We start from the raw sequence: 22,305 nt of genomic DNA, 5'->3' as shown, positions 1-22,305 counted from the left end.
TGGTTCATTAGTTCATTGGTTCATTGGTGGAATTTGTTCATTAGTTCACTGGCTCATTAGTTCATTGGTGCTATAGTTTGATAGTTTATACATTTATATGACATTAACCTATTAAACTCAATGATTATCAACCCTGCTAAAGCCGATGGCTCATTGCCCACTGCCAAGACCAATGAACTAATGAGCCAGTGAACTAATGAATTAACATCTTAAACGCTGCATCAGCTTCTTCGGCTTTTTTCAGGTCGCCTAAGTAGCTCCAGCGCAGGCCGACTATATATTTTTGCATGGCGTCATTTATCTGGGCAACGGTTACGTTTTCGATGGCTTTGGGCAGGTCTTCGGCAAGTTGCCAGCCGCCCAAAATTTCGGCAATGCCCAGGCTGCCGGTTATGGAGGCAGTGCTTTGTTGTTTGATATAGTTTGATGTTATAAAACTGCTTTTTATGCGCTTAAGGCCTTCGGGACTCAGCCCGTAGCTTAGTACTTTGTTCAATTGCTGGTTCATGGCTGTTACGGCCTCCTTTGGGCTGGTTGTACTTACGTACATTAGCGCATAGGGCATATGCTGCATTACCGAATAGGTACCCGGATCATATGACAGATTGAGTTTGGTGCGCAATTCGCTGAATAATGACCCTCCGAGTGCCGAAATGCCTACACGGTAGGCCACATAATCGGGGCTGTTAAATGCTGGCCCGTTCATGATGGCATCTATGTAATTGGTTTGCAGGTTACGGTCTTCTTTAACCACTTTGTAATCATTCCATGCCGGTTCTTTTAGGGCAACCGGCGTATATGGTGCCGATGGCAGGCCGGCAAATGACGCCTTTATTTTGGCAATAAGTGCCTCTTTGCTGATTTTGCCGGCCACTACAATAAACATCCTGTTTTTATTGAAGATGGAGCTGTAATAATTTTTAAGATCGGCAGCGGTTAATTTGCTCAGTATCTCTTCGGTGCCATCAGGATCGGTAGCGTAAGGTGTGCCTTCAAAGGCGCTTTGCAACACCAACTGCTCTGCACGCTTATCGGGGTTTGATTGATCTTCGCGCATTTTAGCTACTATTTTGCTTCGTAATAATTCCACCTCGCCCGCGTCAAAAACCGGGTTTACTACCGATTCGGTAAATAAATCCCAGCCTTCGTTAAAATATTTGGTGATGCATTGCATCTGGATGTTACCATAATCATATTCGCCCTCCGAGGCTACGTCAACTCCATAAACATCGGCCCTGTCGCGATATACGTTGCCCGAATATTTTTTGGTGCCGCATTCGGTGGTAGCTTCCAGCGCGAATTTTTCAATACCCGCCTGGCTGGCCGGATAGTTGGTTACGCCACCGCGGTAAAACATGCGCACATTGATAATGTCTTTTAGCGTAGGTTTAAAAATTACCTTTATCCCATCTACATCAAACGATGTTGTTTCTGATTGGGCCATAACAGACAGGCTTCCGCAGATAAACAGTATGGCAGTTAGTATCTTTTTCATTAGTGATAAATAGTTTGGAAGTTAAGACTCTGTAGTCGGTAAGATGAATCAAAAGCGTTAAGAAAACTCAGTACTCAAAACTCAATACCCGTGACTTCATTTAGTTTGATGCGTTGAAAAAAGTTTTAGGATTTACCTGGCTGGCCAGTTCGGGGTTAATGAGCATGCCGGCACAGTAAGGTCTATTTTTAATGTACTTCCGCACATAGTTTTGCAAATCGGCACGGGTTACCTGGTTTAACCGGGTGTTGTAAGTAGTATAATAATCTAACGATGCTGATGACCACCAGAATGATAGTACCTGCACAAAATCCGACGCAACCTCCTCTTCCTGTATTTTTAAAATGCCCAGCTTTTGTTTAGATGTGGTAATTTGCTCGTCAGTAACATAGTCGTCCTTATCCATTAATTCCAGCTGCCGTTTTACTTCGGCCATACATTCCTTAATTTTATTAGGATTGGGTACTATAAATAAAGTAATAGGCCCAACGTGGCTTAGCGTTAAATAGCTTATACTTACATCAAGCGCCAGCCCCGATTGTACCAGCGCCTTTTTAAGGGTTGATGAGTTTTGATTTAAAATGTAACTGAACACATCCGCGGCGTAGGTTGATTGTACATCGTTACGGGTATCGGGCCCTTGCCAGTCAATCATAATCAAAGGCACGTTGCTCAGCGCCGACTCTGCTATAAAATAATCAGGTTTTGCAAGCGGCTTAAATTCGGGTATAGGCCATTTTTTAAATGGGTCAAACTTTGATGGTTTCCAGCTGCCATAAATGGCCTCCACCTTTTTAAAAACATCTTCGTGTTCCACATCGCCGGCAACTGTTAACAGGGAATTGTTTGGATAATAGTATTTGTTTTTGATGGAATCCATCAAATCGGGCGTAGCCGTGCGGATGACATCGTGGTTACCTATGGCATTTTTTCGGCTGTACAAATCGCCCCACATGTGATGGTCCATCGCATCGCTCAAAGCATATGTTGGGCTCGATTCCTGGCGTTGAAACTCGCCGTCGACCACAATATTTTCCCTTGCCATCTCTTCGGCGTTAAAAGAGGGGTAACGGATGGCCGAATTCATAAAACCAAGGCCCTGGTTTAGGTTAAACTTGGGCAGGGTGAAATAATAGTTCACGTTTTCGTAAGTGGTCGATCCGTTAAACTGCATACCCAGTTCGCTTACACGGTCTAAAAAATCTTCCTGGTTTTTATAGTCTTTATTGGCTTTAAAAAACATGTGCTCATATAAATGGCTTAGCCCGTTAAATTTGGGTGTTTCGGTATATGAACCATTTTTGGTAGTTATCATAATGGTAGCCAGGGGTACGCTATTATCTTCAACAACCAATACATCCAGGCCATTGGGCAGCTTTTTTAAAAACATATTGGCCGGTAGTTTCAATTGGGCAAAAATCAGGGCGGGTAGTAATGCAGATAGAATGGTAAGCAGGCAAGCTTTCTTGTTCATGTATTTAATATTAAAGGGCTTAAAATAACAAAACAAATTAATCACTATTGTATTATCCCTGTTATATATTAAAATTCAATATAGTTCATTGGTTTTGGTTTGTTCATTGGTTCACTTGTTCATTAGTTCATTGGTGTCGCTTCAATTTTCAGGTTGGGTTATTCAGTTCAATTGCAAAGGAGTTGCCGACGCAAACAACCAATGAACTAATGAACCAGTGAACCAATTCAGGCCACTTGCCAGGAAATTCCAGCGCAAAAGACCAATGAACTAATGAACAAGTGAACCAATGAACCAAAAAGAAGCATCTTATCTAAAAAAAGTTATTGTTACTTTCGCAGTTCAATACTACTGCAAATTATGTCGGTAATTGTACTAACGCTTATTATACTTATCGGCTCGTATTTTGCGGGATTGCTGGGTTCATTAACCGGGCTGGGTGGGGGAGTGGTTATTATCCCCTTGCTTACCTTGCTGCTGAAAGTAGATATCCATTACGCCATTGGCGCATCGCTTGTATCTGTAATTGCAACATCGTCGGGCTCGGCGGCGGCTTATGTTAAAGAGGGTATTACCAACATCAGGCTGGGTATGTTTCTGGAGATAGCCACTACTGCCGGTGCCATGGTAGGCGCGCTGATAGCAGTTTATATCCCTACCCATTTTATTGCAATCTTATTCGGGGTTATCCTTATACTTTCGGCCATCATGTCGTTAAAGAAAAAGGTAGAATCTGTAAACCAGGAACCCAGTGTACTGGCCGAAAAACTGAAGCTGAACAGCACTTATCCAACCGCTAATGGTTCGGTTGCTTATAAAGTAAAAAACGTAGGCGGCGGTTTTTTTATGATGATGTTTGCAGGCACTATTTCGGGTTTGTTAGGCATAGGATCGGGCGCTTTGAAGGTGCTGGCTATGGATACCATTATGCGTATCCCCTTTAAAGTATCAACCACAACAAGTAATTTTATGATAGGTGTTACCGCAGCCGCAAGCGCAGTAGTTTACCTGCAACGCGGATATATTGACCCCGGACTATCAATGCCTGTGGCAATAGGTGTTTTATTAGGTGCACTAAGTGGCTCCAAGATACTGGTACATACCAGCTCATCGGGCTGGCTGCGCTGGGTTTTTGCCGTAGTAGTAACCTTTTTAGCGTCACAAATGATATATAACGGATTTGCGGGGAAGATATAGTTCATTGGTTCACTTGTTCATTAGTTCATTGGTCTTTTGCGCTGGCAATTCCTTTGCAACTGTAAATAGTAAACAAGCTTAACTATTAAAGCGACACCAATGAACTAATGAACGAGTGAACTAATGAGCAAGGCAATGAACGATTCAAAGAAATTCCGTGACACCGACATGCAAGCCATCATAGGCTGGATATTGCGGGCAGGGGTCTTTATATCAATGAGCGTGGTATTTATTGGTGGCGTAGTGTACCTGTACCGGCACGGACAGACCCATGTAGATTATAGCACCTTTAAAGGCGTACCCGATTTTGTGGGTAGCGTGGGTGGTATTTTACATGGTATTTTTACAGGCCGGGGCCGTGCCATTATCCAGGCTGGTATTATATTATTAATAGCTACGCCCATTATCCGGGTGGTGTTTTCGGCCATTGGTTTTGTGATGGAAAAAGATTATTTATACCTGGGCATCACTATACTTGTGTTGCTGATTATCATGGCCAGCATGTTGAGCGGGCATGCCGGATAAAAGTATTTAAAACCTTTTTGTCTTTTGCGCATTGTAATGCTTATAAAGTATTATGCAAAAGCATGTTATGCAAAGGCAGTCGGTACAGTCATCGGCATTGAATAGCGCAGGCTACGATCCTTCTTCTAAAATATTAGAACTTGAATTTAGGGATAGTGGAGGAGTATGGCAATACTTTGGCTTTTCAAACGCATCCTTCAAAAAATTCATGAGCGCCGAATCATTAGGAAAGTTTTTTATTACCCAGATAAAAGGGAAATACCCGGAAATCCGGATTAGGTAGCTAAAAGTCATAAGTATTTAGTCTGAAGTTCTAAACCGGTGTTTTTCTTTTTTGATTACAGCCTCAGCCTTTTGGCCAAACACTATCCATCATTTTCCTGTTAACACCGCGCCCCTAATTACCTGTCCGGCGTTGTTCATCATCACTGCCGGTATTGTGTTTGGCGGCCGATTTAACTGACATCTTACCAAAACGATAGGAGAATCCAATTCGCAATACGCGGGTTTCTTTTTTGTTATATTCTGATAGGTCGATGTTTTGGTACATCGCATGATTGCGGTCGCGATCTGTATTGAAAATATCATTCAAATTTATTTTAATACTTGCGCGTTTGTTAAAAATACTCTTGCTGATGCCGGTGTTAACCGTATAGCTTTGCTTAAGCTGGTTTACACCGTAAAGTGTGGGCGATTCATACCGTCCGGTAATTTCGGCAGCTATGGTGCTGCTGATAGCGAAAGTTTGGGTACTGTTAAAAATAATATCCTGCGATGCTTTGTTAAAACTGCCATTAACCGGGTAAGCCTTGTAGCGCAGGTACGATGCATCTAAATTAAAATTTGCCGACCACCATTTGGTAAACTGCACCGGCGCGTAAAATGATACGCCGTATACATAAATATGGCCAAAGTTTTTACGCTCGGTTATGTTAACCTTGGTGGTATCGTTTTGGCGGTAAACCGGAAAATCGTATGCATCGTTGGTTTGGTTGTAATATAGCGTAGTGATAAAAGTATCGTTATAGGTATGCGACAACTGGACGGCATCGGTATATTCGGGTTTTAGGTTTTTATTGCCCGACCGGTAGTCATATGGATCGGTATAATATAAAAAAGGGTTAATGTCCTGGTAATCGGGCCGGTGAATGCCACGGTTATAGCTGATGCCGAAAACGTTTTTCTCGTTATAAGTATAACTTACCTGTGTTTGCGGAAATAAATTGAAATACTTATACGACGTAGTTACCCACGCCGTACTTACCGAACTTCCTTTTGAATTGGTGTTCTCGGCCCGCAGGCCTGTAGTAATATCCCATTTACCAACTTTATTGATATAGTTAATATATCCCGCGCTTACTTTTTCGATGTACAAAAAACGATTGCTAAAATTAGGGTCCGCCTGATAAACATTACCTACCCTGGGGCCAAACGTAAGGTTGTTGTCACTTTTGGCAAAGTTGTATTTAGCTCCGGCCTCAATACGCGAAGTTTTAGTAAGCGGGTTTACATAGTCGGCTTTAAATGTCCATATGTGTATGCTGGAGGGCGAAATGTTTTCCAATTGCTGGGCGTCCCTATAATTGATGCCACCAGGCGTGTAAAAATTGTTGGTAATAAACTCGTTGGAGTGGCGGCTATAAGTAGAGTAGGTAGCATCGGCCGAAAGGTTTTTGCCACTTTTATCAAGTTCGGCGTTATAATTAATGTTATAATTTAAAAAGTTGCTGCCCCTGTCGAGGTTGGATTGCGATATGATGATAGAGTCCAGCTTATTTTGATTGGATATTTTTAAAGTATTATCTTTTATGAATTTACTATCAGTTATAATACCGCTTACTAAAAAACCAATGCTTTGTTTCGACGATAACGAGTAATCAAGCCCTGCTTTAAAATTGTGGTTTTGCGTTTTTTGGATATTATGATAGGCAACGTTGTAATCACTTAAAGTATCGTGGTAGCTGATATTCCTGTCGGTGTTAATGATGCGCGTAGTTTTATTATCATCAAAACTATAGTTGCCAAAAACATTAACCTTTGCCGACCGGTTATTGAAAACGATACCGGCCCTGCCTTTGGCATATTTACCATACCCCGCCCCGGCAGTTATAGTGCCGTTGGTGCCCACGTTTTTACCCTTTTTTAGCACAATATTGATAATGCCGCCGCCGGATGCATCATACTTTGCCGATGCGGTGCTAATAATCTCTATCTGGTCAATAGTGCTGCTTTGCATGCTGCGCAGCAGGTTGTTAAGGTCATCGCCGGTTAAATTTGTGGCGCGGCCGTCAATGGTGATAAGCGCTGGTTGTCTACCGCTGATAATTAATGATTCTTTATCGCCCCCTACATGTACACCGGGCGACTGGCGCAGCACTTCATACGCCGAATTGCCATCGGCAAGGATGCTGTTTTGTACATTAAGCACAATTTTGCCCGGCTTAACCTGTATGTATGGCCTGCGGGCTACAACAGTTACAGCTTTAAGCTGGGTGTTTGTTTGTTTAAGAGTGATGGTTGGCGCAACAAATGTTTGCCCGGCAACTAAACCAAAAGTACCCGTATAAACTTTAGTGCTGCCTATCTGGCTTGCCAAAAGAATGTAATTGCCCGGTTTTATATTGGTTAGCTGGTACAATCCCGATTTATCGGCCAGGGTTGATTTAATGATGGCCGAATCGGCTGCCAGCATGAGCACAACAGTTGCTGCTTCGGCAGGGCTGTTGACTTCTGTCAAAACTTTACCCTGAATTACCGAAGATTTTGTTTGGGCAAAAGAACCATAGCACACTCCGGTTAGGATCGCAAAAAAAATGCCTCCGAATAAAACCTTCATTAATAGTTGATGTAGAAATTTGCGATAAAGTAATGTTTAGAAAATGTAACGCAATATAACACAAAATACTAAACTGATAATATCATTATAATTTGTTTTTTATGATATATTAATATTAATGTAGTTTGTGCTGTTATTTATAATTTTTGTATAATGCAACAAGTGCCGGTAACAATGCTTTGTCAATATAAATATAGTAAATCAATAAAAAAGGAAACCGATACGATTTTTCTTAATTTCGCATCAAACCGGCAATAGCCCTTTTTGAATATCATAACATGAAAAAAGTTAGTTTTTTAGTACTGATGCTTTGTTTTGCAGGTCGCATATTTGCACAAACAGAACCGGCAAATTACAAGGTTGCACTTAACAGGTTTATACATTTGTATAATGCCAACCAGCCCGATAGCATTTTCAACTACTTTAGCCCCGAAATGAAAGCTGCCCTGCCGCTGGAAAGCTTTAAAACCACAACCTTGCAGTTAAAGGCCCAGATGGGAAGCCTTGACCGCACCGACTTTGTGAAATTTGCAAGCCCGATTGCCTCTTACAAAGCAACGTTTAGCAAAGGCACCTATTTATTAAATATAGCCTTAAATGATAAAAACCAGTTTACAGGTTTGTTTTTAAAGCCGTTTGAAGGCGTACCCGCCGATGCAACTGCCCCGGCTCCGGCATCTGCCGCCACATTTGTAATGGACCCATCTATCCAGGAGACACCGGTAACGGTGAAAAACCTTGCAGGCAGTATATCGGGTACTTTAGCTATTCCAAAAAATGTAACCGGCAAAATACCAGTGGTGATTATTATAGCAGGATCGGGCCCCACAAACAGGGATGGTAACAGCCCTAAATTGGGCCTTGCGACAAACGCATATAAAATGATTGCCAATGAATTGGGAAAAAGCGGAATTGCTTCCCTGCGTTATGATAAACGCCTGGTTGGCAAAAGCGTAAGTTCGACCACAGAAGACCAGTTGCGTTTTGAAGATTATGTGGAAGATGGCGTAAACCTGATTAATTTTTTGACAGACGATGAGCGTTTTTCGAGGATCATTATACTTGGGCATAGCGAAGGTTCATTGGTGGGTATGCTCTCGTCAATAGATCAGCCCGTTAAAGGATTTATATCCGTTGCCGGCGCCGGCGACTCGGCCGATAATATCCTCACCGAGCAAATGAAATCTCAGCCAACCCATATCTCAGAGGGCTTTAAACGAATGCTTGATAGTTTAAAAAAAGGTAAAACGACTGATAATATCGATCCGTCCCTTTATTTCATAGCAAGGCCTGGCATTCAAAAGTACCTGATGTCGTGGTTTAGGTACGATCCGACCCGCGCCATCAAAAGACTTAAAATTCCGATACTGATAGTGCAAGGCACTACCGATTTGCAGGTAAAAGTATCCAATGCAGAAAAACTGAAGAAGGCCAAATCAGATGCCGTGCTCGAGATTATCCCCGAAATGAACCACGTTTTGAAAGATGCGCCGGCCGATAAGGATAAAAACATGGCCACCTATAACGAGCCCGATTTACCACTCAAGCCCGAATTTATAAAGGCGGTTATCAGTTTTGTGAAGAAGGTGAGGTAAAGAGCCTCACCTAAATCCTCTCCAAAGGAGAGGACTTTAAAAATGAATAGTCGAACTTCAATCCTTCGTTCCCCCTTCAGGGGGTTAGGGGGCTTCTCCACGCGCCCAACAATCTCCTGATTACAATAATCTCTGCCACGTGGTAAGCTGTATGGTCTGCCACCTGCAGGGCCTCGCGTAATATGTTTTGCCCGTCGCCGTGAGGTATTTTTGTAAACAAATCGCCGGTTTTAACGAGGCTTACCAACTCATTAAGGTCTCTATCTATTTGCTGAACCGAATTTTCCCAGGCCTCGTCGCTTTCTGGTCCGGTTTCTTTCGGCCAGTAACCTTCGGGCCATTTTGGTGATTGATGGCTGCCATCTTTACAAAACTCCAGCATATCCCATTGGGCAATCCGGATATGTTCTGTAAGCTGCCAAATGCTGTAAGGGAGTTTGTCGGGCTTTGCACTCCTTAAGGTTTTGGGTAAATTTTGTAATGCTTTTTTTATATCGGCGTGGGCATTGCCGCCTTGCAGCAAATGAACTATCTCGCCCACCAGTATGTTATGATTATCATTCATTATACCCAAGGTAACAAATTAGCTTAGGGTTTGATTTATTTGGGTTAAATGTTTTAAGTTTATGCGGCATTTTAATTCAAATTATCCCGTGATCAAAAACGTTTTATTAAAAATAGCACTGGCCGTTGTACTTTTCATGGTGGCTTTAACCGGTTGTAAAAAAGATAGCGCCAGCCGTGGTCCTAATTTTGCAAAAGATGATGCGGCTTTTACCATTTATGAAAATTCGTTCCTGGAAAATTTATGGAAGCTTAACCCCGATTGGGCAACCACAGCAGGGTACCATAAATATGATAGCTTGCTGTATATTCCTAACGACCAGAGCCGCGATAAGATGCTCGATTTTGCCAAAGTGCAAATGGACTCGCTAAGCCGTTTTGATGTAAATACGCTTAACGAAGGTAACCGCATTGATTACAACATGATGCAAAACCAGTTAGATTATGCGCAGTGGCAGATAAAACAATTAAAAAGCTACGAGTGGGATCCCTCGTCATATAACGTGATTGGCACATTTGCTTATATCCTTAATGAACATTACGCGCCGCTGCCAAAGCGTTTGCACAACTTTTACCAACGCATGTTAAACGTGCCACTGTTTTATAAAGATGCCGAAAAGCAGATTAAAAACCCAGTAACCGAACTGGTGAGCCTGGCCATTGAGCAAAATCTGGGCGGGGTAGATGTGATTGGAAAAGATTTTGCCGACTCGTTGCAGAAGACAAACATCCCTAAGGCCGAACAAAAATTGATGGTTGACAGGGCCGCGGTTACGGTTAAAGCTATAAAGGATTATGCCGAATGGCTGAAGAATTTAAAAAACGACCATCCCCGCAACTTTAGGCTGGGGCGCGATTTGTACGAAGATAAATTTAAGTACGAAGTTGTTGCAGCCAAAACGGCGCAGCAGGTTTACAATACCGCTGTGCAGCGTAAAAAATATGTTCATCAGCAAATGGCCAAAATCAGCAGGCAGCTTTGGCCAAAATATTTTGGTAAAAAAGTAATGCCGGCCGATAGTCTGGAAATGATAAGCCAGATGATAGATACTTTATCTGGAAATCATGTTAAGCCGGATGACTTTCAATCGGCCATTGTGCAGCTGATCCCTAAGCTGAATAATTTTGTGCGGACAAAAGACCTGCTAACGCTTGATGCAACAAAGCCGCTCATCATCCGCAAGGAGCCTGGCTATATGGCAGGTGTTGCCGGTGCTTCTATGAGCGGCCCCGGTCCATATGATAAGGATGGTAATTCGTACTACAACGTAGGCAGCCTTTCTGGCTGGCCTAAAGAAAAGGCCGAGAGTTACCTGCGCGAGTATAACCAGTATATTATCCAGATACTGAGCATTCACGAGGCCGTTCCGGGGCATTATGTGCAAGGGGTATACGCCAACAAAGCGCCAAGTATTATAAAAGCGGTATTTGGCAACGGTGCTATGCAGGAAGGCTGGGCTGTATATGCTGAAGAAATGATGCTTAACGCCGGTTATGGTAACAACGAGCCCGAAATGCTGCTCATGTGGTATAAATGGAACCTGCGATCGGTGTGTAACACTATTTTAGACTATAGTGTACACAGCGGCAGCATGACCAAGGAGCAGGCCATCAAAATGCTCACCACCGAAGCTTTTCAGCAGCAGGCAGAGGCCGATGGTAAATGGAAACGTGTAAGTGTGAGCAGTGTACAACTCACCAGCTACTACACCGGCTATAAAGAAATTACCGATTTGCGGGACGCCTACAAGGAAAAAATGGGCGACAAATACAAGCTAAAGGAGTTTAACGAGAAGTTTTTAAGCTACGGCAGCGCACCAGTAAAATTTATAAAGGATGCCATGCTGGCCAAGCCGGCAGCGAAGAAGGAGTAGCACAATTTGTTTACCATGTTTTGCATAGGTAGCTGAATTTAAAAGGTTTACGGATGGTTTATTTAATAAATTTCTTCCGGGGGCTACGGCTGGTATGAAATATGGCGTAGATAACAACATCGTTTTCAAAAATTTCAAATACAACTATGTAAGGAAACTTTTTTAGAATGATTTGACGGAAATTTTTCTTGACCTTGGCATAGGCGGATGGCCATATTTCTATTTTATCGTAACAGCTATCTAATTCTTTTAAAAACAGATCACCCAAGCCGGCCTGTTGCTCTTCGTACCATTCATAAGCTTCTTTGGCCATTGTAATGGCACGGGTTTTAATTATTAATTGGTACATTAAAAACTCTGTTGCCCTTTAATAATCTGGCTTGCTTCCTGGCGGCTATATGACTTGCTTTGGCCACTTAAGTGCATTTCACGTTCTTTTTTCAGGATATCTAATTGTTCATTGCTCAAGGTGAATACTTCCTCTTCCTGTATATCACGTTCCAAAAGCTTATAAAGGGCATTCACTTTACTATCATCGGCATCAGCCAGATAGCTCATTAGTTTTTGCCGCATAGTTAATGTAGTCATATGTTAAACACGTATATACAAATTTATACTTTTTATCACCGGGACACAAATCAGGTTCTTATAACAATAAAATAAGTTTCCTGCGGTTTGTAAAAAAGCACAGGATGTTTGTTTATCCATCGGTAACTGGAAATGTGGTGATGAATTTTAAAAAAGATAGCCCATGAACAAAAATTCCCATGGACTATGAACCATGAGCCATTATCCATGAACTATCAAAGTCTTTGTTACCTGTTTTACTTAGGATGCGTAATGGTTTTTTATCTGGTTGGCCAATTGAGCCATAACATAGGCGCCTAACTTGCCCCTGCTGCAAACCACATTGCTGCGGTTTTTATCAAAATTAACTTCTGCAATAACTTTACCCTGGTCAACCACGCGGAACTTTCCTGCTTCGTTGGGTAAAACAGCTACCGCGCGTTCATCATTTTTAAAATTGATTAGCACGTGAAACTGATGCTGTGGTATAAATGCTATTTGCTGTAACATAAAACCCTCCTTTCGGTTAATAAATTGCCTGAAAAATAAAAGTCAATTGGTTACTATAAAGTTAACGAAATTAGTTTTAATAAATTGCTATGTTTTAGCATATTTTTTAGCCAAAATATTATAATATCTTAGCCTAATTATACGCTGCCAGCCATGAAGTATTTGTTTAACCTGTTTTTGCTGTTTTTTGCTGCATTTTCGTGCCAGGGGCAAAAACTTAAGCTTGTTTTAAACTTAACAAAAGGCAATACTTACAATATGGTTACGGCTACCACATCGGCCATAACGCAAACCATAAACGGGCAGGTAAACCATGTTGACGTGACAGTGACGGGCACAACAGCCTTTAAAGTGCTAAGTGCCGATGATTCGCTGTACTATATGGAAGTTACCTACAAATTCCTGACGATGAAGATGCAGCTACCCGAGGGGCCGGTTAGTTTTGATTCAGAAAAAAGAGACCCGGCCGATTTGATGTCGTCAATGATGGGCGCGTTAATTGATAAGCCTTTTACGGCAACATTTACCAGGAGTGGTAAAATCCGGTCGGTTAATAATGTAGAGCGGATGATATCGTCGGTACTGGATGGTTTCCAGGAAATTCAGGGCGTGCAAAAGGAGGAACTGAAGGCAAAATTCATCCAATCGTTTGGCAGCAATGCTATCAAAGGCAGTATCGAAATGTCTACCGCGGTATTCCCCGAAACTGCGGTTGCCCGGAATGATCAATGGACAATAAACACAACACTTCAAAGTACCATGAAGGCCAACGTGGCCATGGTATACCAGTTAACCGATGCCACGCCGGCCAGCTACATTATTCATGGGGAAGGCAGCATAACTACTATACCTGCCCCGCCAGACGCACAGATGAAATATAACATGAAAGGCACCATGGTATCTGATGTTAAAGCCGACAGGTTAACCGGCTGGATAACCGAATCAAAAATAAAACAAAGTATAGGTGGCACCGTAGCCATAAAAGATACCCCCGATACCCCAGGTGGCGCCACCTTCCCGATGAGCATGGTGAGCCAAACGGTTATTACTGATAAGTAGTTCATTTACTTAGTTCATTGGTTCACTTGTTCATTGGTGTCGCTGTAAGAAAATGCAAATCGGCTCCTGGCGGGTTTAAGGCATTTAATTTATAACCAATGCCGCTATAGAAATGGAAAAGTAAATTCCGCGTTTAGGACCAATGAACTAATGAACAAGTGAACTAATGAACCAATTTATTACCTTCGTACCATGTCACCCGCCGAAGCTAAAAACCAGATCCAGGCCATCAGCGCCGAATTAAAGCAGCACAATTACAATTATTATGTGCTGGCCATGCCTACCATCAGCGATTTTGATTTTGATAAAAAGCTGGAAGAGTTAAACAAACTGGAAAAGGAATTCCCCGAATTTTTAGACCCTGATTCGCCCACACAAAAGGTAGGCGGCGAAGTTACCAAAGAGTTTGTAACGGTAAGGCACCGCTGGCCCATGCTATCGTTAGGTAATACCTACAACGAGCAGGAACTGGTAGAGTTTGATCAGCGCATCCGGAAGGCTATTGGCGATAGTTTTGAATATGTTTGTGAGCTTAAGTTTGACGGCCTGAGCATGAGCTTAACCTACGAAAACGGTAAGCTGGTACGTGCAGTAACCAGGGGCGACGGGACACAAGGCGATGAAGTAACCACCAATGTACGCACCATACACAGCATACCCAAAAAACTGACATCCGGCGAGTATCCCGACCTGTTCGAGATTCGTGGCGAGGTGTTCATGCACCTGAAAGCTTTTGAACGTTTGAATAAAGAGCGTACAGATAATGGCGAAATGACATACGCCAACCCCCGCAATTTTGCATCGGGTACTATGAAACTACAGGATTCGGCCGAGGTTGCCAGGCGGCCGCTGGATTGTTTCCTGTACGGTTTATATACCGAAAAAACATTGTTTAAAACTCATTGGGAAAGCCTGGAAGCTGTAAAAAGCTGGGGCTTTCATGTTGATAACCATAGCAGGCTTTGCAACGACATTAACGGCGTATTAGAATTTATAAGTCACTGGGATAAAGAGCGGTTTAACCTGAGTTATGATATTGATGGTATTGTTATTAAAGTAAACAATTACTCGCAACAGCAGGAATTGGGCTTTACATCCAAATCGCCGCGCTGGGCCATATCCTATAAATTTAAAGCCGAGCGGGTAGAAACCGAATTATTGCAGGTAACTTACCAGGTAGGCCGCACTGGTGCCGTTACCCCTGTTGCCAATTTAAAACCCGTATTGCTGGCCGGCACAACAGTAAAGCGCGCCACCCTGCACAATGCTGATGAAATTACCGAGCGCCTTAAATTGCACGAGCACGATACCGTATTTGTTGAAAAAGGAGGGGAGATTATCCCCAAGATCATTAGCGTTAATTTGGATAAGCGAAAGCCCGATGCCAAACCTATAGCATATATAACCCATTGCCCGGCATGTGAAACGCCCTTACTGCGCACCGAAGGCGAAGCCGCGTGGTATTGCCCTAATGACGAAGGCTGCCCGCCGCAAATTGTAGGTAAAATGCAGCATTTTATAGGCCGCAAGGCCATGAATATTGATGGGCTTGGCGACGAAACCATCGAAACACTACACTCGCGTGGGTTTATCAACCACATTAGCGATATTTATGATTTGCATGCCCATGCTGCAGAATTAAAGCAGATGGGCCGGTTTGGCGAAAAATCAATCAGCAACATGCTGGATGGTATCGAAAAATCAAAACAGATGCCATTTGAAAAAGTACTGTTTGGATTAGGGATAAGGTACGTTGGCGAAACCGTAGCCAGGAAACTGGCTTTCCATTTTAAAACCATTGATAAACTGATGGCTGCAACCGAAGAGGAACTTACCGCCGCCGATGAAATTGGCGGCCGGATTGCCCAAAGCATTGCCGAATACTTTAGCAATGAAAAACATAAGCAGGAGATAGAGAAATTAAAAGCCGCCGGACTACAATTTGTAGCTGTTGAAAAAGAGGTAACCCTGGCCAGCGAAAAACTGGCAGGCCAAAGCTTTATCATTTCGGGGGTGTTTGAAAAGTTTTCGCGCGATGAACTAAAAGATATCATTGAACAAAATGGCGGCAAAATTTTAAGCAGTATTTCGGCAAAGCTAAATTATCTTGTTGCCGGTGATAACATGGGTCCAGCCAAACTCGAAAAAGCGCAAAAACTTAATATTCCAATCATCAGCGACCAGGAGTTGTTAGATTTGATTTCTTAATTTTTAATATTTTAAAATAAAAAGTAACTGGTATTCCTGTAAAGATATAAAAATGACGTAAAATGCTTTTTTTGCATAAGTACAAAACCGTACAGTAATATTTACGTAAGTTTAATTAATTACCCGGCTGCGGTTGTGTGGTTACAGGCTTATAAACATTAAGGTATGAAAGGGTTTACACAAATTCAAGGCAATATTTTTGTTGAACCTTGTAAAGATTGCGGTGAAAGGCCGGTGGTTGAGCAACAGAAAGGGCTGTTTATAGTTAGATGTCCTAAACACGACAGTCACTATCAAACCAAACCTGGCTTTGTTGATATTAATGACTGGAACCTTAAAAACAAAGTACATACCTCGTTAGGAGCGACGGATACAAAACCTTCAAAAGAAGCATCATAACTAAGCTGGCTAATGCTACGTCATTCATATTTTGCATAATTTAACAATTAAGTGTTGTAACATTTAGCAAATAAGCTACATCTTAGTGTAAATACTGCCTGAATGAAGTTTACCACACTATTACTCCTGCTGTTTAGTTTCAGTATCGATGCCTTTTCACAACAGTTTGCTATTAGTGGTAAAATTACCGATGAGGGTAACCATCCCATTTCGTTTGCTTCTGTATATGTAAAAAATACTACTAAAGGAGTTTCCGCTAATAGCGAGGGTGTGTATGCACTACAGTTAGCACCCGGTAAGTATGAGCTGCAGTTTAAAGCGGTGGGTTATGGCCAGCAAATAAAACAAATAACCCTTGCCCAAAACCAGGTTATCAACATCAGCCTGAAAACAGAAACATACCAGCTTAAAGATATTACCATACACGCAGGCGGCGAAGACCCGGCCTACGCCATTATTCGTAAGGCCATCAAAAAGCGTAAAACCTATTTAAACGAGGTGAAAGCGTATACCTGCGATATTTATATTAAGGGCTTGCAAAAATTACTGGCCGCTCCTAAAAAGTTTATGGGTTTTGATGTGCAAAAAGCCACCAGCGAGGCCGGGCTTGATTCCAGCCGTACCGGTATTGTCTACCTTTCGGAATCTGAATCGAAATACAGCTTTATGCAGCCCGACCTGGTGCACGAGGTACAGGTATCCTCAAAGGTATCGGGCTATAACCGGGCGTTCAGCTTTAACCGGGCATCAGATATGCTGGTAAACTTTTACCAGAATTTTGAAAGCTGGAAACGCCTGAGCAACCGCCCGTTAGTATCGCCCATTGCCGAAAATGCCCTGTTTTATTATAACTATAAACTTATTGGGGCAACCATCGAAAACGGTGAAACCATCAATAAAATACAGGTAACACCCAAACGCGGTTACGACCCCTGTTTTGAAGGCTATATTTATATTTTGGACGATAGCTGGCGTATTGCCTCTCTGCAGCTTTTTATCACCAAAAAAGCAAATATTAACTATGTAGATACGCTGAAAATAAGTCAGCAGTTTTACCCGGTTGACGCCAGGGTATGGATGCCGGCCACCATTAAGTTTGAGTTTACAGGCGGCGTGTTTGGTTTTAAGCTGGGTGGGTATTTTATAAGTGTATATAAAAATTACAACCTGGCCCCCGTGCTTAATAAAAAGGATTTTGCCGAACGCATCAACATTACCAAAGGACACGATAAAGACTCGGTTTACTGGGCGCAAGAGCGGCCTATCCCGCTTACCGACGAAGAAAAAAAGGATTACGAAGTAAAAGGAAAGCTGGCCATTAAACGAGAATCAAAGCCATATCTCGATTCGTTGGATAAGGCCAATAACACCTTTAAACTAAGCAACCTGTTGCTCACCGGTATTGATACCCGTAACCGTTACAAAAAAGAATACTTTCATTACAGCAGTGTGCTTAACTCGGTATTATACAATACTGTAGAGGGTTTGGCCCTCAACTATGGTGTTGGGTTTACTAAAATGATTGATACGGTTGATAACCGCTTTATAGCCATAAACGCCCGGGTACGCTACGGTTTTGGCAATCACTTATTTGGCGGCGTTGCCGGTGTTTCGCTCCCTGTAAAACAGATGACGTTGAGTTTTAACGCCGGATCGGACGTTACCGACCTTAACAACCTACAGCCGGTATCGGCATTTGTAAATTCGGTTTATACGTTGTTCAGGCGGGAGAATTTTCAGAAACTTTACCAAAAACAATTTGCATCGGCATCATTTGCCGGTCGAATCAGCGGCGGCTGGCAGGCCAGTGCTTATGTAGAATGGGCCAATCGTAAATGGTTGCCCAACACAACCGATTACAGCTTTTTTAAAAAAAATAACAGGCAGTTTACTTCAAACAACCCGCTGTTGCCAGCACAGGATGTGCCGTTGTTTCCAGAAAACCAATCTTTTAAAATAAGCGCCCGCACCAGCTACGATTTTAGCAATAGGTACGAAACCTATCCATTTGGCCGCAGGTACCTGCCCTCAAAGTATCCAACCATCGGTATTAACTATACCAAAGGCATAAGCGGTGTGCTGGGCAGCGACGTGGATTACGACCAGCTAAGCGCCGATATCTCTAAATCGGATATCGACCTTGGATTTTACGGCCAAACCTCGTTTTTTATTGGTGCCGGTAAATTTATCAACGCAGACAACATTTACTTCCCCGATTACAAACACTTTGACGGTGACCAAACCCATGTGTACAAACCATCGTTCAACCGCTTTTTATTGCTGGATTACTACAATTTCAGCACAGCCGATAAGTACCTGGAAGGTCACCTGGAACATAACTTTTCGGGGTTTATAACCAATAAGATCCCTGTTTTAAGAAACCTGAAGCTGCAGGAGATCATTAATGTGAACTACCTGTCAACCCCAACGCTTAAAAACTATACCGAACTGGGTTTTGGCATACAGCGCGGCTTGGTACGCGTTATGTATGGCCGCAGCTACAATACAGGCAGTAACATCAAGAATGCGTTGAGGGTGGGGATATCTCTTTAGTTTTCGGTTTTGAGTAGTGAGTATTGAGGTCGGATTTACGGAATAATAAAAAACTCACCACTGATTACCCACTACTCAAAACTAACTCCCTATATTAGCATCCTTTAATTTAACTCATGAATATATTTTACGGAACAGGGGTAGCCATGGTGACCCCTTTTCAGGCGGATGGTCAAGTTGACTACGACGGGTTGAGCAACCTGATTGAACATTTGATTGATGGCGGGGTAGAATACCTGGTATCATTAGGTACAACCGGCGAAAGCGCCACATTGAGTGAGGCTGAGCGAAAGCAGGTTTGGGCCTTTACCGCCGAAGCAGTAAATAAGCGCGTGGGTTTAGTTGCCGGTATTGGCGGCAACAATACGCACGAAGTTGTTGAACAAATAAAATCATTTAATACTGCCGGTTATGATGCTATTTTATCATCGAGCCCGCATTATAATAAACCAACGCAAGAGGGTATTTACCAGCATTATAAGGCGATAGCGCAAAACACGCAACTACCCGTTATTTTGTATAACGTACCCAGCCGTACGGGCAGCACCGTTAGTGCCGCAACAACTGTGCGCCTGGCAAACGATTTTAAAAATATAATCGGCATTAAGGAAGCATCCGGTAATTTTGATTTGTTTAACCAGCTGATGAGAGATAAGCCCGAAGGGTTCTTATTTATATCGGGCGATGATCCGGTTACTTTGCCAATGATGGCTTTAGGCGCTGTGGGCGTAATATCGGTAATTGGTAATGCCTTGCCCCGCCAGCTGTCAGATATGGTGCGCCTGCTGCTTAATAACGATTATAAAGGCGCCCACAAAGCCCAGTACAGCCTGATTGAATTTACCCGCCTGATGTTTACCGATGGCAGCCCCGCCGGTGTAAAAACTGCGCTGAAGGAATTAGGCATTTGTGGCGATACGGTAAGATTACCGCTTGTGCAGGTTGGTAGTGCAACAGCAGAAGCCATAATTAAAGAAACGAAGAGTTTAGCTTAAAATAGCTAAACTAATTTAGCAAAAAAGCCACGTCAGTTTTGATGTGGCTTTTTTGTTGGGGTATTGTAAACAACAATTTATGCCTATTTTCGTACCCATAAAATGGATTGTGTTAAACTCATAGCAAAATATAACGGCCTTGGCATAGCCGAAGTGATAGACCATGATAAGTTTAACCTGATAGCTATTGACCATCATTCTACCCGGATTGAAGGATCAACCCTTACCGAGATAGAGACACAGGTGCTCATTAACGAAGGCCGTACACCTAATGGTAAACCCTTACAGGAAAGCCTTATGGTAACCGACCATCATGCCGCCCTTTTGTTTACAATACGAAACGCCAGAGCAAAAAATAAACTTTCGGTAACCCTTTTGCAGCAAATAAATGCGCTGGTGATGAAAAGCACCGGAAAAGTTTATAACACCATGTTAGGTACGGTCGATTCGGCGACAGGTGCTTTTCGTAAAGGCAACGTAACCGCCGGGGTTTCTTATTTCCCGAATTTTGATAAGGTGGAAAGGTTAACCGGCGATTTGGTGGCGAAACTAAATGATGAGATGGGTAAGCCCTTATCTGTTGAAGAGCAATTGAACCTTTCTTTTGATGCCCATTTTAACCTGGTAAGCATCCATCCTTATTATGACGGCAACGGGCGTACCTCGCGTTTATTAATGAATTACATACAGGCTTATTACAATTTACCTTTGGCTAATGTAAAAAGCGAAAACAAGGCGGCTTATATTCAGGCCCTGGTTGATACCCGTGCGCAAGAGAATATTCAGGTCTTTCGCGATTTTATGAACAGGGAGTATGCATCGCTGCTTGACAAAGAAATTGAAAAATTTGAGGAGATGAACAAGCCATCAAAAGGCGGCGGGTTTACTTTTCTTTTTTAATAAAAAACCCGGTTATTGATTGTAACCGGGTTTTTATCAGGGGAATAAGATTGATCAAAAAATCTTCCTTAGCTTTCTTTGTTTTTCGCCTCCTGAACCTCAAGGCGGATAGCTTGTGCCAGGTTTTTAAGATCTTGCATACCTTTGCGAACACGGGTTCCGGCAGCGCTGTTTCCTTTGTTGTAGAATTTGTCGGCGTCAGCCTCTAAAGAAGCTACAAGCTCCTTTACTTCAGTAAATTTTTTCATTTAATTACTCCTTTTAAATTATGAGGTCTATTGTTTTTAATTAAAGCTAAGCTATAAGGTTTTTTTTTAATTAAAAATTTTTAAAGTCGAAAAATAGTGCCTTTACAGTGGTTTTTTTCCACATCTTGAAGCCTGCCAGGATATTTAAGCATTAATTATATAGTATGAAAATAGGGGTTTTGCTTTAGTATATTATGGCTATGCTTAGTTGATTAAATGCATATTTAAATAATACGTATTATAAATACTATTAAACCCGAACTATGGTACTCATTTAACATATTATTTCATTTTTTAATTTATTAAATTGAATACATCGAATTTATCCGATGTTCCTGGGTTTAAAGCTGGCGGGGAGGGTAACCGGCTTTTAATTTTTATCGCCAATTATGCCGGGCTGCTCCTGCCATACCAGGTTGCTCTGCCGCGGCTACTGTGTGTACACAGCTTTTTATAAAAGGAAATGACAGCGGTTTTGTTTAGTGGTACGTTTCTAAAAACCGTGTACAAAAAGTAGCAGCCCCGCAGGGCGGGTTAAACGGCAATTTCAATTATTCGTGTATCTTTGGTATAGCAGTTTTTACTAAAATAGCCACCGGCCAGCAGGTTTTTACCATGTACGAAGTTATTACCCAATCATTACGCGCACTGGTTGATTTTACCGACGAGGAGCTTTTTTTATTTATGCAAAGGCTTAAGCCGCTCAGCTTAAAAAAGTATGCTTTTTACTTAAAAGAAGGCCAGGTTTGCAAAAGCATGGTCATTGTATTTAGGGGCGGGTTAAGATATTTTTCGCGCAGCGAGAAGGGCGACAATACTTTAGGTTTTGCATTTGAGGGCGAATGGATTGGCGATTACGAAAGTTTTTTATTACAAACCCCATCGCCTGATTTTATTGAAGCGCTGGAAGATTGCGAGCTATTTACCCTGAGCTACGCCGACATGCAGGCCTTGTATAACCATAGCCAGCGCTTTGAACGCTTTGGCCGTATAATAGCCGAAAGACTGTTTATTGACACCGCCAGGAACAACCGGAATTTAAAAATGCAATCGGCCGAAGACCGGTACCTTGAACTGCTTACCAAACAGCCCCATATATTTGAAAGGCTCCCCCAGCATTTAATTGCCTCATACCTGGGCATTCAGCCGCAAAGCCTTAGCCGCATTAGGGCCAGGCTGTCAAACGCCAAAAGTTAACTTAGGTTAATAAATCAACTTCGCTTTTTAACCTCATATCATTTCACGGCTAAGCTATTAGTCCCAGTTTTGTGCTGTGCATTGTAAAGCTTTAAGCAGAAGGCTCAAA

The 22,305-nt window shown here is 42.4% G+C and carries 20 protein-coding genes; 12 read left to right on the top strand and 8 right to left on the bottom strand.

Going from position 1 to position 22,305, the window contains the following annotated elements:
• Positions 1 to 193 precede the first annotated feature (193 nt).
• Both FSB76_RS08240 and FSB76_RS08235 read right to left on the bottom strand, forming a co-directional pair.
• On the bottom strand, positions 194 to 1,495 hold the full coding sequence (locus FSB76_RS08240) for a M16 family metallopeptidase (RefSeq protein ID WP_147053120.1): 1,302 nt from the start codon (positions 1,493 to 1,495) through the stop codon (positions 194 to 196).
• A 100-nt stretch (positions 1,496 to 1,595) separates the two neighbouring features.
• Positions 1,596 to 2,969, bottom strand: a complete 1,374-nt coding sequence (locus FSB76_RS08235) for a M16 family metallopeptidase (RefSeq protein WP_147053119.1) — start codon at positions 2,967 to 2,969, stop codon at positions 1,596 to 1,598.
• 360 nt (positions 2,970 to 3,329) lie between these two features.
• Here FSB76_RS08235 and FSB76_RS08230 point away from each other — a divergent pair, with 360 nt between their 5' ends.
• The 3 genes from FSB76_RS08230 (at position 3,330) to FSB76_RS08220 (ending at position 4,974) form a co-directional block, all read left to right on the top strand.
• Entirely contained in the window at positions 3,330 to 4,166 is an 837-nt protein-coding gene (locus tag FSB76_RS08230) for a sulfite exporter TauE/SafE family protein (RefSeq protein WP_147053118.1), read from the top strand.
• Between the two features lie 135 nt (positions 4,167 to 4,301).
• Positions 4,302 to 4,691: a DUF1634 domain-containing protein gene (locus FSB76_RS08225; protein ID WP_147053117.1), complete on the top strand. Its 390-nt coding sequence runs from the start codon at positions 4,302 to 4,304 to the stop codon at positions 4,689 to 4,691.
• A 52-nt stretch (positions 4,692 to 4,743) separates the two neighbouring features.
• On the top strand, positions 4,744 to 4,974 hold the full coding sequence (locus tag FSB76_RS08220) for a KTSC domain-containing protein (protein ID WP_225976449.1): 231 nt from the start codon (positions 4,744 to 4,746) through the stop codon (positions 4,972 to 4,974).
• Positions 4,975 to 5,088: 114 nt separating this feature from the next.
• Here FSB76_RS08220 and FSB76_RS08215 read toward each other — a convergent pair whose 3' ends face one another.
• Complete coding sequence (locus FSB76_RS08215) at positions 5,089 to 7,527, bottom strand: TonB-dependent receptor (RefSeq protein ID WP_147053116.1); 2,439 nt, start codon at positions 7,525 to 7,527, stop codon at positions 5,089 to 5,091.
• Positions 7,528 to 7,805: 278 nt separating this feature from the next.
• Here FSB76_RS08215 and FSB76_RS08210 point away from each other — a divergent pair, with 278 nt between their 5' ends.
• Positions 7,806 to 9,122 (top strand): alpha/beta hydrolase, encoded by a 1,317-nt coding sequence (locus FSB76_RS08210; protein WP_147053115.1) that lies wholly within the window; start codon positions 7,806 to 7,808, stop codon positions 9,120 to 9,122.
• Between the two features lie 76 nt (positions 9,123 to 9,198).
• On the opposite strand, the gene FSB76_RS08205 is transcribed toward FSB76_RS08210, so the two are convergent.
• On the bottom strand, positions 9,199 to 9,687 hold the full coding sequence (locus FSB76_RS08205; RefSeq protein WP_147053114.1) for a DinB family protein: 489 nt from the start codon (positions 9,685 to 9,687) through the stop codon (positions 9,199 to 9,201).
• Between the two features lie 88 nt (positions 9,688 to 9,775).
• Here FSB76_RS08205 and FSB76_RS08200 point away from each other — a divergent pair, with 88 nt between their 5' ends.
• The gene (locus FSB76_RS08200) at positions 9,776 to 11,560 is read left to right on the top strand and encodes a DUF885 domain-containing protein (RefSeq protein WP_225976448.1); all 1,785 of its coding nucleotides are present in this window, start codon (positions 9,776 to 9,778) and stop codon (positions 11,558 to 11,560) included.
• 58 nt (positions 11,561 to 11,618) lie between these two features.
• Here the strand turns inward: FSB76_RS08200 and FSB76_RS08195 are convergent, their stop codons facing one another.
• From FSB76_RS08195 to FSB76_RS08185, 3 genes are all read right to left on the bottom strand, one after another.
• Positions 11,619 to 11,909 (bottom strand): type II toxin-antitoxin system RelE/ParE family toxin, encoded by a 291-nt coding sequence (locus tag FSB76_RS08195; RefSeq protein WP_147053113.1) that lies wholly within the window; start codon positions 11,907 to 11,909, stop codon positions 11,619 to 11,621.
• A complete protein-coding gene (locus FSB76_RS08190; protein ID WP_147053112.1) occupies positions 11,909 to 12,148 on the bottom strand; it encodes a hypothetical protein in 240 nt (79 codons plus the stop codon). Before FSB76_RS08190 ends, FSB76_RS08195 begins: the two co-directional genes overlap by 1 nt.
• A gap of 240 nt (positions 12,149 to 12,388) precedes the next feature.
• Positions 12,389 to 12,637: a hypothetical protein gene (locus tag FSB76_RS08185; protein WP_147053111.1), complete on the bottom strand. Its 249-nt coding sequence runs from the start codon at positions 12,635 to 12,637 to the stop codon at positions 12,389 to 12,391.
• 153 nt (positions 12,638 to 12,790) lie between these two features.
• Between FSB76_RS08185 and FSB76_RS08180 the strand changes: the two genes are divergently transcribed.
• From FSB76_RS08180 to FSB76_RS08155, 6 genes are all read left to right on the top strand, one after another.
• On the top strand, positions 12,791 to 13,696 hold the full coding sequence (locus FSB76_RS08180; protein WP_147053110.1) for a DUF6263 family protein: 906 nt from the start codon (positions 12,791 to 12,793) through the stop codon (positions 13,694 to 13,696).
• A 192-nt stretch (positions 13,697 to 13,888) separates the two neighbouring features.
• Complete coding sequence (gene ligA, locus FSB76_RS08175) at positions 13,889 to 15,904, top strand: NAD-dependent DNA ligase LigA (RefSeq protein ID WP_147053109.1); 2,016 nt, start codon at positions 13,889 to 13,891, stop codon at positions 15,902 to 15,904.
• Between the two features lie 165 nt (positions 15,905 to 16,069).
• A complete protein-coding gene (locus FSB76_RS08170) occupies positions 16,070 to 16,303 on the top strand; it encodes a hypothetical protein (protein ID WP_147053108.1) in 234 nt (77 codons plus the stop codon).
• A gap of 102 nt (positions 16,304 to 16,405) precedes the next feature.
• Positions 16,406 to 18,856, top strand: coding sequence for a DUF5686 and carboxypeptidase regulatory-like domain-containing protein (locus FSB76_RS08165; RefSeq protein WP_147053107.1), 2,451 nt, complete (start codon positions 16,406 to 16,408; stop codon positions 18,854 to 18,856).
• 116 nt (positions 18,857 to 18,972) lie between these two features.
• Positions 18,973 to 19,851 (top strand): 4-hydroxy-tetrahydrodipicolinate synthase, encoded by an 879-nt coding sequence (dapA, locus tag FSB76_RS08160; RefSeq protein ID WP_147053106.1) that lies wholly within the window; start codon positions 18,973 to 18,975, stop codon positions 19,849 to 19,851.
• A 102-nt stretch (positions 19,852 to 19,953) separates the two neighbouring features.
• Complete coding sequence (locus tag FSB76_RS08155; RefSeq protein ID WP_147053105.1) at positions 19,954 to 20,751, top strand: Fic family protein; 798 nt, start codon at positions 19,954 to 19,956, stop codon at positions 20,749 to 20,751.
• Between the two features lie 68 nt (positions 20,752 to 20,819).
• On the opposite strand, the gene FSB76_RS08150 is transcribed toward FSB76_RS08155, so the two are convergent.
• Positions 20,820 to 20,999, bottom strand: a complete 180-nt coding sequence (locus tag FSB76_RS08150) for a histone H1 (protein WP_090652322.1) — start codon at positions 20,997 to 20,999, stop codon at positions 20,820 to 20,822.
• A gap of 615 nt (positions 21,000 to 21,614) precedes the next feature.
• On the opposite strand from FSB76_RS08150, the gene FSB76_RS08145 reads away from it, so the two are divergent.
• On the top strand, positions 21,615 to 22,196 hold the full coding sequence (locus FSB76_RS08145) for a Crp/Fnr family transcriptional regulator (RefSeq protein WP_147053104.1): 582 nt from the start codon (positions 21,615 to 21,617) through the stop codon (positions 22,194 to 22,196).
• Positions 22,197 to 22,305 lie beyond the last annotated feature (109 nt).

Source organism: Mucilaginibacter ginsenosidivorax (assembly GCF_007971525.1).
Classification (GTDB): Bacteria; Bacteroidota; Bacteroidia; order Sphingobacteriales; family Sphingobacteriaceae; genus Mucilaginibacter; species Mucilaginibacter ginsenosidivorax.
Note: the sequence above shows the minus strand (reverse complement) of the source record. Positions and strands in the feature narration are given on the sequence as shown.